Source organism: Dyella koreensis, from assembly GCF_044904565.1.
Classification (GTDB): domain Bacteria; phylum Pseudomonadota; class Gammaproteobacteria; order Xanthomonadales; family Rhodanobacteraceae; genus Dyella_D; species Dyella_D koreensis.
The window spans coordinates 20,654-36,459 of sequence record NZ_JADIKD010000009.1; the positions used below are offsets into that span (position 1 = coordinate 20,654).

A 15,806-nucleotide genomic window follows, 5' to 3' on the forward strand; every position below is an offset into this window, starting at 1 on the left:
CTTGAGGGGAATACGGGGAACCTGCCCCTGCATCGGCAGCCCCATTCGTGGCTTTAGAAGAATTTCCTTTTAAATCATATATTTCAATTAAATAAACGAGCCATGTCCGTGCAATGACAGCTGAGCATCAGCTGAAAAAGACAGCTCGACGAAAGGCCTCCCATTCAGACGCGATTTCCTACGATTCGTCCTACCCGCGGTTGGCTATCAGCCACCGGGCGTCCGAGGAGCGCATATGAAGACCTTTTCCAAACTATTCGTTGCCCTCGCCCTGCTCGCCGGCAGCGGCATGGCGCTGGCCGACAACGATCATGGCCGGGGCCACGGACACGGCCATGACCGGGATCGCGACCATGGCCGCGGTCACGATCGCTGGCGCGATGACCGCCGCTACGACCGCCATTACTACCGCGACGACCGGCGCTACTACGGCTATCACCACCGCCCGCATTACTGGGCGCGCGGTGAGCGTTACTACGGCCCCACCTACATCGTGCGCGACTACGGCTACTACCGCCTGCGTCCGCCGCCGCGCGGCTACCACTGGGTCCGCGACAACAGCGACTACCTGTTAGTCGGGATCGCCACCGGCATCATTCTCGACATGGCCATTCGCTGATCCCAGCGAAGGTGTTCCCCCTAAAGGCGATGGCCCCGGGCGTCGCCTTTTTTATGCGCGCATGCGCCCGTGCGTTGCGCCGCACAACAAAACGGTCGCCAACCTCTGCCTATACTCGCCGGACCGCCCGCAACAGGCGGCCATCGCGGTGAAGCCTGCGGCAACACCGCATAGAAAGCTAACAACCGATGGGGAGGCTCCGATGCTGCAGCAGTTTGGCTTGTGGATCGTGCTTGCATGTGCGGTCGTGGCAGTTCTGTATGGCGTGCTCTCGGTGCGCTGGATCTTGGCAAAATCACCGGGCAACGAACGCATGCAGGAGATCGCAGCGGCGATCCAGCAAGGTGCGCGGGCCTACCTCAACCGGCAATACACCACCATTGGCGCGGTGGGTGTAGTGCTGTTCCTTGTCATCGGCTTTGCCCTGGACTGGGGCACGGCGATCGGTTTTGCGATCGGCGCGATCCTCTCCGGCGCCACGGGCTATATCGGCATGAACGTCTCGGTGCGCGCGAACGTGCGTACGGCCGAAGCGGCCCGCAGCGGACTCGCGGCGGCACTCAATGTGGCGTTCCGCGGCGGCGCCATCACCGGCATGCTGGTGGTCGGCCTCGCGCTGTTCGGCGTCACGGCGTACTACGCCGTGCTCCGTCATATGGGCTACGAGAGCATGCACGCGCTGCATGCGCTGGTCGGCCTGGCCTTCGGTTCCTCGCTGATCTCGATCTTCGCCCGCCTCGGCGGCGGCATCTTCACCAAGGGCGCCGACGTCGGCGCCGACCTGGTCGGCAAGGTGGAAGCCGGCATTCCGGAAGACGACCCGCGCAACCCGGCGGTGATCGCCGACAACGTGGGCGACAACGTCGGCGACTGCGCCGGCATGGCCGCCGACCTGTTCGAGACCTACGCGGTGACGCTGATCGCCACCATGCTGCTCGGCGGCGTGATGGCCGAACAGACCGGCAGCAACGGCGTACTGTTCCCGCTGGTCCTTGGTGGCGCCTCCATCATTGCTTCGGTGATCGGCACCTTCTTCGTGAAGGCGCGCGGCCCGAAGATCATGAATGCGCTGTACGCGGGCGTAGCCGTGTCGGCCATCCTCGCCGCCATCGCCTTCTGGCCAATCACCAGTCAGCTGATGGGCGAATCCGCTTATGGCGTCGGCCATCTCTATGGCTGCGCGCTGATCGGTCTCGCACTCACCGGTGCCATGGTGGTGATCACCGAGTACTACACCGCGACCGAGTACGCGCCGGTGCAGCATGTCGCGCAGGCGTCCACCACCGGCCATGCCACCAACATCATCGCGGGCATCGGTGTGTCGATGAAATCCACCGCGCTGCCGGTGCTGGCGGTGTGTGCGGCGATCTGGGGCTCCTTCGCGCTGTGCGGCCTGTACGGCATCGCCATCGCCGCCACCGCCATGCTCAGCATGACCGGCATGATCGTGGCGCTGGACGCCTACGGCCCGATCACCGACAACGCCGGCGGCATTGCCGAGATGGCGGAGCTTCCGCCGGAAGTGCGCGGTGTCACCGATCCGCTGGATGCCGTGGGCAACACCACCAAGGCCGTGACCAAGGGCTATGCCATCGGCTCAGCCGGTCTCGCCGCGCTGGTGCTGTTCGCCGACTACACGCACAACCTCAGTCAGCATCTCAACATCACCGATTTCCGCTTCGACCTCTCCAACCACTACGTGATCATCGGCCTGCTCATCGGCGGCCTGATTCCGTACCTGTTCGGCGCGATGGCGATGGAAGCGGTGGGCCGCGCCGCCGGCTCGGTGGTGGAAGAAGTGCGTCGCCAGTTCCGCGATATCCCCGGCATCATGCAAGGCACCGCCAAGCCGGATTACTCGCGCGCCGTCGACATGCTGACCAAGTCCGCGATCAAGGAAATGCTCATCCCCTCGCTGCTGCCAGTACTGGTACCAGTGATCGTGGTGTTCGGCTTCAAGTGGCTGGGCGGCGCGGAAGCCGGCGCGCAGGCGCTGGGCGGCGTGCTGATCGGCACCATCGTCACCGGCCTGTTCGTGGCGATTTCCATGACCACCGGCGGCGGTGCATGGGACAACGCCAAGAAATACATCGAAGACGGCCATCACGGCGGCAAGGGTTCCGACGCGCATAAGGCCGCCGTCACCGGCGATACCGTGGGTGATCCCTACAAGGACACCGCCGGCCCCGCGGTGAATCCACTGATCAAGATCATCAACATCGTGGCGCTGCTGTTGATTCCGCTGCTTTGATGGCATCAAAGGCCGGGGCGCAGGACATGCGCCCCAGCTTCAAGGAAAACCCCCAATCAAAATCCTTCTACAACGTCTTCTTCTTGGTGGGGACGGCAAAGTAAGAACGGATCATCACGGCAGATCGGCAACACCCTCGAGCTTCATGCGGCGCAGGAAGCGGTCACGCATCGGATCCGGCATCGCCGCGTGACGCACCGCGAGCGAAGCGTGGCTGCTGAATCCACCATCCGGCGTAGCGACAAAGCCCACCTGGTTACCCGTCGCCGCATCCACCGCCAGCCCGGTGATCACCCCCTCGTCGTTGATATCCAGTGCCTGCGCCAGCAAGCCGTCGTAGCCGGGCACGCGCAGGTTGAGGTCGCTCATCTGGCCGTTTTCCCACAGGAAGGCGTGGCAGCTGGCGAAATGTGCGGTGCATGACAGCCCCACTACTTGATCGCGCACATTGATGGCGAAGGCCTGGCTATGCACGTCGTTGGGATAGAGGGTGCCCAGATCCTTCATGCCGCCACTGCGTGTCCATAGGAAGGCGTGTTCGTGCAGCGCGCCGCCATCGGCGGCCGACACGTTGGAGAAGCCCACAACGTGTCCTTGCAGGTTGATCGCCATCGGCGTGTGCCAGGCGACGCCGCCAAGATTGCCGATGTCCATGACGCTGCCGTTCTGCCATAGCACCGCGTGACGCGCGGTAAAGCGTCCAACCGCCTGATCGCAAGTACCCGAGATGCCGACCATCTGGCCTTTATCGTTGAGCGCGGTCGCCGCGCCGGAGCTGTCGCCATCCAGCAAAGGCAATTCGCGCACCTGGTTCGGCCCCGGCCCCCACACTACGGGACGGAACTGCAGCACCTGGCCGCTATGCGCGGTGTCGCAACTGGGATCGTGAATCGTGTTCTCGGCCCAACCGGTGATCTGGCCCAGATCATTCACGCCGGCGGCGAAACCGTTGTTGCCGCCCAACGTGGGCAACGCGCGCATATGGCCCCAGGCCCAGACAAAACCCAGGCAGGTGCTACTGGTGGCGGTGGCTCCTGGAAAGAAGGCCGAACAACTCCAGCTTTCACCCAGCGGATCGGGCTTGCCGGTCTGTGCGATACCGGCGAGCAAGCCAAAGTTGTTCTTTGCCGGCCACTGGATATCGCTGTTGAGACCGCCCAGGGTGCCAAGGTCATAAACCGTGCCGTTCAACCACAGCGCGGCGTGCCCTTCCTGGTCGCCGCTGAGATTGGCCGCGCCACTGACCAACCCGAGATCGCTGATGCTGTTGCCCGAACTGAACGTGCCGCCCAGCGCAGCTAGCTGGGATACCCGGTATTGCGTCTGGCTCCACGCCAGCGCGGGCAACGCCGCGACGCAGGCTACGGAGAGAACAAGATGTGAAAGCCGGCGCATACGACCCTCCTTTGTGGTGATGCTGGAGGCCCGCAGGGTGGCGCTGGCGGCTGGGCGCCGGGAGTTCCACTTCTCACATTCCGGGTAGTCCGGTTGTGCTTACAATCCGGTTTATGCGCCGCTGGGAGCTTGCCATCGCACTCGACCCCGGACGCGAGCTGCCGCTGTTCCTGCAGCTTGCGGGGGCGATTGCCGACGACATCCGCAACGGACGGCTGAAACCCGGCGAAGCCTTGCCCGGTTCACGCGAACTGGCGCTGCGCCTGGGCGTGAATCGCAACACCATTGTCGCGGGCTACGGCGAGCTGGTCGCGGAAGGACTGGTCAGCACGCGCGTCGGCGGCGGCACCTTCGTCAGCGAACCGGCGCAATCACTACCCGCCGCACCTGCGGTGGCAGAACAGACACCCACCTACGCGCTGATGCCGCCGCTTCCGTTGCCGGCGAGCGGCCACGCACCCGCGCCCGGTACACTGATGATGGCGAACGGCGCGCCGGATGTCCGGCTGTTTCCCGCACGCGAACTGGCGCGCGCGTTCCGCCGCGCGATCGAACGGCGCGGCCGCATGTTGCTGGCGGCGCCGCATCCGTGCGGGCATATCCGCCTGCGCAGCGAACTTGCCGCGATGCTCGCCCGCACGCGTGGCCTGCAGGCGACGCCCGACAACCTGATGGTCACGCGCAGCATCGAGCAAGGCATTGACCTGGTGGCGCGCACCTTGATCCGTCCTGGTGACACCGTGGCCATCGAAGCCTTCGGCTATCCGCCGGCGTGGAGCGTGCTGAAGCTCGCAGGCGCTCAATTGCTGCCCATCGCGGTGGACGGCGACGGTCTCGACGTGGACGCACTGGAAGCGGTGTTGCTCCGGCAGAAGATCCGCGCCGTGTTTCTCACGCCACATCACCAATTTCCCACCACTACCGTGATGTCGCAGGCACGACGCACGCGACTGGCCACACTGGCATTGCGTCACGGCTTCGCCATCATCGAAGACGACTACGACCACGAATTTCACTACGAAGGCAAACCGATCCTGCCGATCGCGGCGGGCACTGGCCGCGCCAACGTGATCTACGTCGGCTCGCTTTCCAACCTGCTCGCGCCAGGCGTGAGCACCGGGTTCGTGCTGGCGCCGCCTTCGGTCTTCGCGCGCCTGCAAAGCGTGCGCGCGGCCAGCGACGCGCGCGGCGACGCCGCGATGGAATGTGCCATCGCCGAACTATTCGAGGACGGTGAGCTGTTGCGCCACGTACGACGCATGCGCCGCACCTACGCTTCGCGCCGCGATGCACTCGCTGCGGCGCTGACGCGGCATCTCGGCAGCGCCGTGACCTTCCGCGTCCCGGAGGGCGGCATGGGTTTGTGGGCTCGTGCCGATGACGACATCGACGTGGCTCGCTGGGCGCGCGATGCCGAACGCGAAGGCGTACTGTTCTTCGACGCCCGCCGCTTCGACTTCCAGCAGCGCGCGCAGCCTTTCCTGCGCCTTGGCTTTACCTATCACGACGAGAACGAGCTGGACGAGGCCGTGCGCCGCATGGCCCGCGCGCTAGGGCGACGGAAGGCCTCGCTTTCCGAGCCAGCCATTGCGACATAATGCGTCCGCTCCGGGCCCATCGCCCGGCGGCGGTCGACCGTTGCGCGACATCGGCGCGACGGAAAAGACGCCAGTAATGCCCGTTGTTCTGTGCATGTGCGTTCCGTATTCGGTTGGATCGCATGGGGGCGTTTTCGACCCATCGGTCCGTTGCATTTCCCCGCACCATCGAGACCCGGCATGCTCACCACTATCCGTCGCTGGTTGAAACGTCAGGCGGCCACCGTCGACCGCGAGGCGATCGCCCAGGAGATCGACGACAACGGCGAACTGGAAGGCAGCTATCTCTTCATGTGCGCGATGGCCTCAGGCATCGCCACCATCGGCCTGCTGTGCAACTCGGTGTCGGTGATCATCGGCGCCATGTTGGTGTCGCCGCTGATGGGGCCGATCGTGCGGCTGGGCCTCGGCATCGCGATGCTGGATATCCGCCGCGTGTTCCGCGCGCTGGGCACCCTGCTCGCCGGCATGGGCCTGGCGCTGCTGATCGCGATCCTGATCGTGCGCCTGTCGCCGCTGCGCACTCCCACGCCGGAAATCCTCGCGCGCACCACACCCAACCTGTTCGACATGATCGCCGCCACCCTGTCCGGCCTGGCCGGCGGCTACGCCATGATCCGCCAGCGTGGCGGCACCATCGTCGGTGTCGCCATCGCTACCGCGCTGATGCCGCCGATGGCGGTGGTAGGTTTCGGTATCGCCGTCGCCCAGTGGCGCATCGCCGAAGGCTCGTTGCTGCTGTTCACCACCAACCTGGCCACCATCGCGCTCAGTGCCACCCTGATGTGTACCTGGTACGGCTTCAGCGGCCGCGGCACCCGCGCCGCGGTGGCCTGGCAAGTGGTGGTGGGCTTTGCGGTGCTGCTGCCGCTGGGCTGGCCGCTGGCGCATGCGCTGGGCGATATCGCCAGTCAGACACGCTTGCTCGGCACCGTGCGCAGCACCCTTACCGGTGCGCTCAGCGCGCAGACCGTACGCGTGCTGGACATGCAGCTCGACGACACGCGCCGTGCGCTCGACGTCACCTTCGCCGCGCAGCACTACGACATGGAAGACGACGCCCATCTGCGCCAAGCGCTCAAAGCGGCCTTGCCACCCAATCTGGCCCTGCGCCTGTCACCGGTGATCATGGCCGATCCGACGCGTACGGATCTGTCCCGTTCCGCACTGAGCGCCAACCTGGCGAATGCACCCGCCACACCAACTCCCGACGACGACGCCAGCGCGGTGATAACGCATTTCCCGCTGCCCCTGCTCAGCTCAGGCGTCGATGCCTCGGCCAAGACGCTCACCCTCGCCATCGCGCCCGCCGCCAACACATCGCTGGCCTCGCTGAAGCAGATGGAGGACACCCTCGAAGCCCGTCTCGCCGGCTGGCAGGTGCGCATCGTGCCCTCGCCGCGGCCATTGCCGCCCGTGTTGTTTGCGCGCGGCTCGGCCGAGATCGGCCCGGACCAGATCGCGACTTTGCAGCTGGTGAGCTGGGCTGCGCAGCGCTGGAGCATCAAGCATCTGATCGCCGAGGGCCGCGCCAGCAGCGACGGCCATGGCACCGCGGAGCTGGCCTCCCAGCGCGCCGCCAATGTGCGCGACTGGCTGGAGCAACACCATCTGCAAGTGAGCCTGGGCGCCAGCTACCCCCTGCCGGATCAGCCGAAGGCGGAGGCGGATGAAGGCATCGATGCGTTCCGCAGTGTCTTCCTGCAGGTGACGGATGCGGCCAAGGCTGATTGAATGGCGGAACGCATCTCGTCGTAGAGGGAACTCGCACGTGAAAAAGCACCCGCTCGCACTCCTCCTTGTTCTATCGATGGCAGGCATGACCCACGCAGCTACTCCTCCCCCCAAGGTCAGCGGCGACGCCGCGGCCGACGCCAATCTCTGGCTGGAAGACATCAGCGGCGACAAGCAGCTGGACTGGGTCCGGCAGCACAACGCCGAGACCGTGAAGAAGTACGCGCAGACGCCCGAGTTCAAGCAGCTCGACGCGCGCCTGCTGGAAGTGCTCGATTCCAACGAGCGCATCCCCATGGTCGAAAAGATCGGCGACCGCTACTACAACTTCTGGCGCGACAAGGATCACCCCAAAGGCCTTTGGCGCCGCACCTCACTGGCGGAGTACCGCAAGGACCAGCCCGCGTGGGAGACCGTGATCGACCTCGACGCGCTGTCCAAGGCCGAGAACGAAAACTGGGTGTGGCACGGCACCGAATGCCTCAAGCCCGACTATCAGCGCTGCCTGATCCTGCTCTCGCGCGGTGGCGCCGACGCCGACGTCGTGCGCGAGTACGACCTGCCCGGCAAACAGTTCGTCAAGGATGGCTTCACGCTGCCGGAAGCGAAAAGCAACGTGTCCTGGAAGGATCGCGACACGCTCTACGTCGCTACCGATTTCGGCCCCGGCTCGATGACCACCTCCAGCTATCCGCGCATCGTCAAGGAATGGAAGCGCGGCACACCGCTGAGCAGCGCCGTCACGGTGTACGAGGGCAAGCCGGAAGACATGACTGTGAGCGCCTTCCGTGACCGGACACCCGGTTTTGAACGGGACTTCGTCGCGCGCCAGATCGCTTTCTACGACAGCGAAACCTATGTACGCGGCAAGGACGGCAAGCTGACCAAGATCGACGTGCCGAACGACGCCAACGTCCGCGCGCATCGCGAATGGCTGCTGATCGAACCGCGCAGCGACTGGAACGCCGGCGGCAAGCCGTACAAGGCCGGATCGCTGCTGGCGGCGAAATTCGATGATTACATGGCCGGCAAACGCGAACTTACCGTGTTGTTCGAGCCCACCGACAGCACCGCACTAGACGGCTATTCGTGGACACGCCATCACCTGATCCTCAACGTGATGGACAACGTGGTGAACAAGCTCGAAGTGCTCACGCCGCAGGCGGGTGCTTGGCAACGCGAAGGCCTGGGCGGCGCACCGAAGCTTTCCACCATCGCCGCGGCCGGTATCGATGCCGATGACAGCGACGACTATTTCCTCACCGTCAGCGGCTTCCTGCAGCCGACCACGCTGTACTACGGCGCCATCGATGGCGGCGAACCGCAGGCGGTCAAGCATAGTCCGGCCTTCTTCGATGCCGCGAAGTACGACGTCAGCCAGCACTTCACCACCTCGAAGGACGGCACCCGCGTGCCCTATTTCGAAATCGCGCCGAAGCACCTCAAGACCGATGGCAAGAACCCCACCCTGCAATACGGCTACGGTGGTTTCGAGATTTCGCTGCAGCCGAGTTACAGCGGCGGCATCGGACGCGCCTGGCTGGACAAGGGCGGCGTGTATGTCATCGCCAACATCCGCGGTGGCGGCGAATACGGCCCGCGCTGGCACAAGGCCGCGCTGAAGGCCAACCGCCTGCGCGCCTATGAAGACTTCGCCGCCGTGTCGGAGGATCTGTTCAAGCGCAAGATCACCTCGCCACAGCACCTCGCCGCGATGGGCGGCAGCAACGGTGGCCTGCTGATGGGCAACATGCTTACGCTGTATCCGCAGCTCTACGGCGCCATCGTGAGCCAGGTGGCCCTGCTCGACATGCAGCGCTATACGCACCTCTCCGCCGGCGCGTCGTGGATCGCGGAGTATGGCGACCCGGACAAGCCGGCCGAGTGGGCCTGGCTCAAGACCTTCTCGCCGTACACCAATGCCAAGGCCGGACAGAAATACCCGCCCGCGCTGTTCACCACCTCCACCCGCGACGACCGCGTGGGCCCGGTGCACGCGCGCAAGATGTACGCCAAGCTGGCCGCGCTCGGCTACGACACCAGCTTCTACGAGAACATCGAAGGCGGCCATGGCGGCGCGGCGGACAACAAACAGTCCGCTTTCATGAAGGCGCTCGAGTACACCTATCTGTGGGACCACGTAAAGTAAGCCCCCTCTCCGCCAGTCAGTGGGGAGTGTTTCCATGACACTCCCCGCTTCTTGCCCATGAAGCATTTCCACAAAACACGCCCCGAATTGCGCGAGTGGATTCTCGCCACCACCCGCGCAGGCCACGGCCCGATGGACGTGCTGCGCCTGATGAAAGAGGCCGGCTACGACGCGCAGCAAAGCCGCCGTGCCGTTTCCGAAGTGCTGGAGATTCCGCTTGCCGCGCTCAACGCCACCGCACCGCGCGCCGGCAGCAAGCTGCCGCGCCATCCGGTCGCGCCACAGATGAGCGTGGATGAACACACCGTGCGCATCACTACCAGCGTCGACACGCCGACCGTGCGCGTCCTCGAAGGCCTGCTCACCGGTACGGAATGCGACGACCTGATCGCCCAGGCGCGCCCGCGCCTGCAGCGCTCGCTCACCGTGGATGTGGACGGTCGCCACCAGACCGACGAGCGCCGCACCAGCAACGGCATGTTCTTCCGCATCGGCGAATCGGCACTGATCCAGCGCATCGAACAGCGCATCGCCGCGCTGGTGGATATTCCGGTCAGTCACGGTGAAGGCCTGCAGATCCTGCATTACCAGCCCGGCCAGGAATACGAGCCGCACTTCGACTGGTTCGACCCCACCCAGCCCGGCTTCACCGCTGTCACCGCCCGCGGCGGCCAGCGCGTCGCCAGCATCGTGATGTACCTCAACACCCCCGACGAAGGCGGCGGTACCGCCTTCCCCGCCGTCGGCCTCACCGTCACCGCCCTGCGCGGTTCAGCCGTCTATTTCGCCTACGACACCGGCGACCAGAGCTCCCTGCACGCCGGCCTGCCCGTCGCCAAAGGCGAAAAATGGATAGCCACCAAGTGGTTGCGCGAGCGCCCGTACCAACGCTGAGCCCGTTCGCGCACTGACGATGCCCTGAACCCTGGCGGGCCCCGCTGCTGCGACGCAGCAGGCTTTGCCGTATCCTTGGCGGCTTTCCCTCCCGCCTTTCAGCAAGGAACCACCATGGGTCTGCATCTCGTCTCCGCCGGCCGCGACGTGCCGAACGAAATCAACGTCATCATCGAAATCCCCAAGGATGCCGAGCCGGTCAAGTACGAGGTTGAGAAAGAAAGCGGCGCGATCTTCGTCGATCGCATCCTCTCCACCCCCATGCGTTACCCCTGCAACTACGGCTACGTTCCCGGCACCCTCGGCGGCGACGGCGATCCGCTCGACGCGCTGGTGATCCTGCCCCTGCCACTGGTCCCGGGCTCGGTGATCCGCTGCCATCCGGTCGGCATGCTCAAGATGACCGACGAAGCCGGCAGCGACGAAAAGCTGGTAGTCGTCCCCGTCGAGAAAATCTTCGCCGGCTACGCCCACATCAAAGACATCCAGTCTGTCTCCGCCCACTGGCTGGAGCGCATCGGCCACTTCTTCGAGCACTACAAGGATCTCGAGAAGGGCAAATGGGTAAAGGTGGAAGGCTGGGTCGGCGCCACCGAAGCCAAGGCGGAAATCGTCGCCGGCATCGAGCGCTACAAGGCCGACAAGAAAGCCTGAGCAAGCGCGATAGCTTCATAAAAACGCCCCGCATTGCGGGGCGTTTTCGTTTCAGTACCACCACACATTGCTCGCACTCCCACATAGCTCTTGCGCAGCGATGCGTAAGCGAGCCCGTAACTGGGTCCCCTGTGGAGCGGTGAGGGTTGGACGATCAGGCCCCGAAGGGGGCGCAGGCATGGATGCCTGCGCCTTTTCGATACGACAGGGATGTCGTGTCGAAAAGCCCGGCCAACCCTCACGGACCCGCCCCACGGGACTAGATTCGCGTCGCAGGCGAAGCCGGAGGGCGCGTAAGAGGGGTGCCTTTTCTTTTGGTTACTTTTCTTTGGGCAAGCAAAGAAAAGTAACTCGGCTCGCGGCAGCGAGACGAAACCCCGCCGCAGGCGGACCAGTGCGCGACAACGCGACAACCGAGCGACAACGACACTGGATTCCGGCGTTCGCCGGAATGACGAAGCAGGAGGGCATAGCACAAGGGCCCAACCCGCTCTCTAGGAGAGGGAGATAAAACGCCGACTCAGATCGTGTCGACTACACCCCCATCCACCCTCAACGCCGCCCCCGTTGTCGCCGACGCCTGCACCGAACACACATACACCACCATGTTCGCCACTTCTTCGGTGGTAGCGATGCGCTGGATGATCGAACTCGACCGGTGCGCCATCACAAACTCCTTGCCGATCTGCTCGTAGCTCTTCCCTTCGCGCTCCGCCGTCTCGCGCACCATATCCTTGAAGCCATCCGACAACGTCGGCCCCGGCAACACGCTGTTGACGGTGACACCTGTCCCCGCCGCCAGCTTCGCCAACCCGCGCGCTACGGAAATCTGCGCCGTCTTGCTGAAGCCGTAGTGGATCATGTCGGCCGGAATGTTGAGTCCCGATTCGGAAGAGATGAACACCACGCGCCCCCAGTTCCGCTGCAACATGCCCTGCATGTAATGGCGCGACAGCCGCACACCGGACATCACGTTGGTCTGGAAGTAGCGCTCCCACTCCGCGTCATCCACGTCGAAGAATGGCTTGGGCCCAAAGATGCCGGCGTTGTTGACCAGAATGTCCACGCTGGGCACCGCCTTGATCAGCGCCGCCGCACCTTCCGCCGTGGAGAGATCGGCCGCTGCGCCTTGCAAGCTCGCACCGTGCAGCTGGTGACGCAATTTCTCCACCGTCTTCTGCACCGTGTCGGGATGACGGCCGTTGATGATCACGTTGGCACCAGCGGCCGCCAGGCCTGTAGCAATGGCGAGACCAATACCCGCGGTGGAAGCGGTAACCAGGGCGTTCTTGCCGGAAAGATCGATCTGCATGCGTTTGTCCTCTGAGAAAAACTGAAATTCAGGCGATGGCGCCACCGCCATCCACCAAGACGGTCGATCCTGTCGCAAACGGTGTCGCGGCGAGGTAGACGACCGCGTTGGCTACATCCTCGGCCTGTCCGATACGCCGCGCGGGCAAGCGTTCGGCGGCGGCTTCGTACATGGCGCCGCGCGCTTCATCGCTGAGCTTCGACCATAGCGGCGTCGCGATCAGCCCCGGCGAGACGGTATTGACGCGTACCGGCGAAAGCTCCAGCGCGAGACCACGCGCCAATGCCTCCAGCGCCGCATTGACCGCACCTTGCAGTACCGCGCCCTTGCTGGGCCGCACGCTGAGAAAGCCCGAGACAAAGGTCAACGAACCGCCCTCGGCGATACGTGCCGCACGTGCAACGTGATAGGCGCCCCAGAACTTGCTATCCAGCGCGGCTCGGGCCGACTCCAGCGGTAGCTCGCGCACGGAACCCGTCGGCGTCTGCGCTGCTGATATCACCACATGATCGAACGGCCCACGGTCAGCGAAGAAAGCTTCCACCGCAGCAACATCCGCCGTATCCAGCACGGCCACCTGCACCTCCTTGCCTATGCCCTGCGCTGCCTGATCCAGCCTGGTCTTGCTGCGCGAAGCAATGGTGACTTCGGCGCCGCCCTCGGCGAAGGCCTTGGCGACGGCTTCACCAATACCGGAACTGCCGCCGACGACCAGGACTTTCTTGGAAGGAAAAGCATTCATGACTCGATACTCCGTTGATGCAAATCACGGCGCCACGGGCGCCACGCCACTCAGATGGTTTCGATTTCGCGCGAGCGGTCGTGCACGCTGACGGACATCATGCGGCAACGTGTAGCGGCCTCGTCGTAGAGCTGATCGAAATAGTTGTGGCCCTGGATCAGCAATATGTCGTTGTTTCGCAGCATGTACGGCACCACCACAGAATCCTGGCCGTCGGCGGGCTCAGTGAAAGGCTCATCGCGGCTCATGCTTTTTTCTCCGGCGCCGGCACCAGCCCCATTTGCTGCATCAAGGTAAGGTTGTCCTCGAGATGCCAGTTATCGATGATGCGGCCACCGGCGATGCGATAGATGTCGGTAGCGATGAAATCGATCGCCTGACCTTGCCCCTGCACGTCTTTGAAGCGTCCGCTGAAGTGCCCGCGAAAATGCAGGTGCACCACCACACGATCGCCCACGACCAGCATCTGTTCGATCTCGCAGCTCAGATCCGGCACTGCGGCGTGCATCAGCCTGGACACGGCAAGCGGACCGGCCGGCCCCTGTGCACGACCCGGCGGCAGTGTGCGGTCCGTGAAGTTCGTGGCCAATGCGGCGTTCGCCAAGGCGTCCTCGCCGGTATTCCAGAACGTGTCATAACGACGTGCAGCCAGGATCTGCGCCTCGGCCTGCGCCTTCGGCACGCTGCCATCGATGATCAACTGGCGTGGTTGCAGTAGAGATGTTTCGGCCTGCGCACTGCCGGCAGCCAGAGACAGAACGACAGCCGCGGAGAGACCTCGGAAGAAAGACGGCATGGGGTTACCTCGTTGAAGAGAACCAGTCGCCGCGAGTGCGACGTCGACGAGCCATGCTAGCTTTTCAATTTGCGCTCAAATACACGCGTTCCGAGGATCCAGCTTTTCCAAAATGGAAAGGATGCCCTGGGGAATGAGCTGAGTTGACCCCGCGCCAACTCGGTCAACATACTATACCCCAGTATAGTGACCGAGCCCCGCCGCCATGCCCCATTCCCCGCAAGAGAAGAAGAAGGTTCTTGGCCGCGTGCGCCGCATTCGCGGCCAGATCGAAGCGCTGGAACGCGCACTCGAAGCCGGTGCGGATTGCGCCCCGGTGATGCAGCAGATCGCCGCGATCCGTGGCGCGGTCAACGGGCTGATGTCCGAAGTGATGGAAGCGCATATCCGCGAAGAGTTCGGCGCGCCCGCACCATCCGAAGCACGCCGCGCCGAGCGCGTGCGCGAAATGACCGAGCTGGTCCGCTCTTATCTCAAGTAAGCGGGACCCTGCTCCCGCCATCGTTTTTATCGTTGTCTGTCGGAGAACACCATGAAATCACGAGCCGCCGTCGCCTTCGGGCCGGGCAAGCCGCTGGAAATCGTCGAGATCGACGTCGCGCCGCCGAAAAAGGGCGAGGTACTGGTCAAGATCACTCACACCGGCGTCTGCCACACCGATGCCTTCACGCTGTCCGGCGACGATCCGGAGGGCTTGTTCCCCGCCGTGCTGGGTCATGAAGGCGGAGGCATCGTGGTCGAAGTCGGCGAAGGCGTAACCAGCGTCAAACCGGGCGATCACGTAATTCCGCTGTACACCGCCGAATGCCGCGAATGCAAATTCTGCAAATCCGGCAAGACCAATCTGTGCCAGGCAGTGCGCGCAACACAGGGCAAGGGCTTGATGCCGGATGGCACCACGCGCTTCTCGTACAACGGCCAGCCGATCCATCACTACATGGGCTGCTCTACTTTCAGCGAGTACACCGTGGTGCCGGAAATCTCGCTGGCCGTGGTCAATCCGGCCGCACCGCTGGAGAAGGTCTGCCTGCTCGGCTGCGGCGTCACCACCGGCATTGGCGCCGTGCACAACACGGCCAAGGTGAAAGCGGGCGACACGGTGGCGGTGTTCGGTCTCGGCGGCATCGGCCTCGCGGTGATCCAGGGTGCGGTACAGGCCAAGGCCGGACGCATCCTCGCCATCGACACCAATTCCGGCAAGTTCGAACTCGCGCGCAGCATGGGCGCCACCGACTGCATCAATCCGAAGGAACACGACAAGCCGATCCAGGACGTGATCGTCGAGATGACTGACGGCGGCGTCGATTTCAGCTTCGAATGCATCGGCAATGTCGACGTGATGCGCGCCGCCCTGGAGTGCTGCCACAAGGGCTGGGGCGAAAGCGTCATCATCGGCGTGGCCGGCGCCGGCCAGGAAATCCGCACGCGCCCGTTCCAGCTGGTGACCGGTCGCGTGTGGCGCGGCAGCGCTTTCGGCGGCGTGAAAGGCCGCACTCAGCTACCGGGCATGGTCGAGCAGGCGATGCATGGCGAGATCCAACTCGATCCGTTCATCACCCATAACTTGCCGCTGGAGCGCATCAACGAAGCTTTCGATCTGATGCACGAAGGCAAGTCGATCCGCACGGTGATTCACTTCTGATCGCCATCCATGAAGAAGGC

The 15,806-nt window shown here is 64.2% G+C and carries 14 protein-coding genes; 9 read left to right on the forward strand and 5 right to left on the reverse strand.

Annotation, left to right across the window (positions count from 1 at the left end; genetic code table 11):
* Nucleotides 1–235 precede the first annotated feature (235 nt).
* Together ISS97_RS07555 and ISS97_RS07560 are read left to right on the forward strand one after the other, a co-directional pair.
* The gene (locus tag ISS97_RS07555; protein ID WP_379985501.1) at nt 236–619 is read left to right on the forward strand and encodes an RcnB family protein; all 384 of its coding nucleotides are present in this window, start codon (nt 236–238) and stop codon (nt 617–619) included.
* A 202-nt stretch (nt 620–821) separates the two neighbouring features.
* Nucleotides 822–2,870 (forward strand): sodium-translocating pyrophosphatase, encoded by a 2,049-nt coding sequence (locus ISS97_RS07560; protein WP_379985499.1) that lies wholly within the window; start codon nt 822–824, stop codon nt 2,868–2,870.
* Nucleotides 2,871–2,984: 114 nt separating this feature from the next.
* Here the strand turns inward: ISS97_RS07560 and ISS97_RS07565 are convergent, their stop codons facing one another.
* Nucleotides 2,985–4,265 carry a hypothetical protein gene (locus ISS97_RS07565; RefSeq protein ID WP_379985498.1) on the reverse strand — a complete coding sequence of 427 codons (1,281 nt, stop codon included), beginning with the start codon at nt 4,263–4,265 and terminating at the stop codon, nt 2,985–2,987.
* 113 nt (nt 4,266–4,378) lie between these two features.
* Between ISS97_RS07565 and pdxR the strand changes: the two genes are divergently transcribed.
* The 5 genes from pdxR to ppa all read left to right on the forward strand — a co-directional run bounded on the left by pdxR (nt 4,379) and on the right by ppa (nt 11,294).
* Complete coding sequence (gene pdxR / locus ISS97_RS07570; RefSeq protein WP_379985496.1) at nt 4,379–5,863, forward strand: MocR-like pyridoxine biosynthesis transcription factor PdxR; 1,485 nt, start codon at nt 4,379–4,381, stop codon at nt 5,861–5,863.
* A 180-nt stretch (nt 5,864–6,043) separates the two neighbouring features.
* Nucleotides 6,044–7,597, forward strand: a complete 1,554-nt coding sequence (locus tag ISS97_RS07575) for a TIGR00341 family protein (RefSeq protein WP_379985495.1) — start codon at nt 6,044–6,046, stop codon at nt 7,595–7,597.
* Between the two features lie 76 nt (nt 7,598–7,673).
* Nucleotides 7,674–9,746 (forward strand): prolyl oligopeptidase family serine peptidase, encoded by a 2,073-nt coding sequence (locus ISS97_RS07580; protein ID WP_379985537.1) that lies wholly within the window; start codon nt 7,674–7,676, stop codon nt 9,744–9,746.
* A gap of 57 nt (nt 9,747–9,803) precedes the next feature.
* Nucleotides 9,804–10,640 (forward strand): 2OG-Fe(II) oxygenase, encoded by an 837-nt coding sequence (locus ISS97_RS07585; protein ID WP_379985494.1) that lies wholly within the window; start codon nt 9,804–9,806, stop codon nt 10,638–10,640.
* Nucleotides 10,641–10,754: 114 nt separating this feature from the next.
* A complete protein-coding gene (gene ppa, locus ISS97_RS07590) occupies nt 10,755–11,294 on the forward strand; it encodes an inorganic diphosphatase (protein ID WP_379985493.1) in 540 nt (179 codons plus the stop codon).
* Between the two features lie 520 nt (nt 11,295–11,814).
* Here the strand turns inward: ppa and ISS97_RS07595 are convergent.
* The 4 genes from ISS97_RS07595 to ISS97_RS07610 are packed head-to-tail and all read right to left on the reverse strand — an operon-like array spanning nt 11,815 to nt 14,144.
* A complete protein-coding gene (locus ISS97_RS07595; protein WP_379985492.1) occupies nt 11,815–12,606 on the reverse strand; it encodes an SDR family NAD(P)-dependent oxidoreductase in 792 nt (263 codons plus the stop codon).
* Nucleotides 12,607–12,634: 28 nt separating this feature from the next.
* Nucleotides 12,635–13,348 (reverse strand): SDR family oxidoreductase, encoded by a 714-nt coding sequence (locus tag ISS97_RS07600; protein ID WP_379985491.1) that lies wholly within the window; start codon nt 13,346–13,348, stop codon nt 12,635–12,637.
* A 50-nt stretch (nt 13,349–13,398) separates the two neighbouring features.
* Entirely contained in the window at nt 13,399–13,596 is a 198-nt protein-coding gene (locus tag ISS97_RS07605; protein ID WP_379985490.1) for a polysaccharide deacetylase family protein, read from the reverse strand.
* Nucleotides 13,593–14,144 carry an ester cyclase gene (locus ISS97_RS07610; protein ID WP_379985489.1) on the reverse strand — a complete coding sequence of 184 codons (552 nt, stop codon included), beginning with the start codon at nt 14,142–14,144 and terminating at the stop codon, nt 13,593–13,595. Before ISS97_RS07610 ends, ISS97_RS07605 begins: the two co-directional genes overlap by 4 nt.
* 205 nt (nt 14,145–14,349) lie before the next feature.
* On the opposite strand from ISS97_RS07610, the gene frmR reads away from it, so the two are divergent.
* Together frmR and ISS97_RS07620 are read left to right on the forward strand one after the other, a co-directional pair.
* Nucleotides 14,350–14,625: a formaldehyde-responsive transcriptional repressor FrmR gene (gene frmR, locus ISS97_RS07615; protein ID WP_379985488.1), complete on the forward strand. Its 276-nt coding sequence runs from the start codon at nt 14,350–14,352 to the stop codon at nt 14,623–14,625.
* A 51-nt stretch (nt 14,626–14,676) separates the two neighbouring features.
* Nucleotides 14,677–15,786 (forward strand): S-(hydroxymethyl)glutathione dehydrogenase/class III alcohol dehydrogenase, encoded by a 1,110-nt coding sequence (locus ISS97_RS07620; RefSeq protein WP_379985487.1) that lies wholly within the window; start codon nt 14,677–14,679, stop codon nt 15,784–15,786.
* The last annotated feature ends 20 nt before the right edge of the window (nt 15,787–15,806 follow it).

Coding starts and splice junctions, on each gene's coding strand:
- ISS97_RS07610 (WP_379985489.1), bottom strand. CDS start 14,144: ATGCCGTCTTTCTTCCGAGGTCTCTCCGCGGCTGTCGTTCTGTCTCTG.
- ISS97_RS07600 (WP_379985491.1), bottom strand. CDS start 13,348: ATGAATGCTTTTCCTTCCAAGAAAGTCCTGGTCGTCGGCGGCAGTTCC.
- frmR (WP_379985488.1), top strand. CDS start 14,350: ATGCCCCATTCCCCGCAAGAGAAGAAGAAGGTTCTTGGCCGCGTGCGC.
- ISS97_RS07595 (WP_379985492.1), bottom strand. CDS start 12,606: ATGCAGATCGATCTTTCCGGCAAGAACGCCCTGGTTACCGCTTCCACC.
- pdxR (WP_379985496.1), top strand. CDS start 4,379: ATGCGCCGCTGGGAGCTTGCCATCGCACTCGACCCCGGACGCGAGCTG.
- ISS97_RS07555 (WP_379985501.1), top strand. CDS start 236: ATGAAGACCTTTTCCAAACTATTCGTTGCCCTCGCCCTGCTCGCCGGC.
- ISS97_RS07605 (WP_379985490.1), bottom strand. CDS start 13,596: ATGAGCCGCGATGAGCCTTTCACTGAGCCCGCCGACGGCCAGGATTCT.
- ISS97_RS07620 (WP_379985487.1), top strand. CDS start 14,677: ATGAAATCACGAGCCGCCGTCGCCTTCGGGCCGGGCAAGCCGCTGGAA.
- ISS97_RS07565 (WP_379985498.1), bottom strand. CDS start 4,265: ATGCGCCGGCTTTCACATCTTGTTCTCTCCGTAGCCTGCGTCGCGGCG.
- ISS97_RS07560 (WP_379985499.1), top strand. CDS start 822: ATGCTGCAGCAGTTTGGCTTGTGGATCGTGCTTGCATGTGCGGTCGTG.
- ISS97_RS07575 (WP_379985495.1), top strand. CDS start 6,044: ATGCTCACCACTATCCGTCGCTGGTTGAAACGTCAGGCGGCCACCGTC.
- ISS97_RS07585 (WP_379985494.1), top strand. CDS start 9,804: ATGAAGCATTTCCACAAAACACGCCCCGAATTGCGCGAGTGGATTCTC.
- ISS97_RS07580 (WP_379985537.1), top strand. CDS start 7,674: ATGGCAGGCATGACCCACGCAGCTACTCCTCCCCCCAAGGTCAGCGGC.
- ppa (WP_379985493.1), top strand. CDS start 10,755: ATGGGTCTGCATCTCGTCTCCGCCGGCCGCGACGTGCCGAACGAAATC.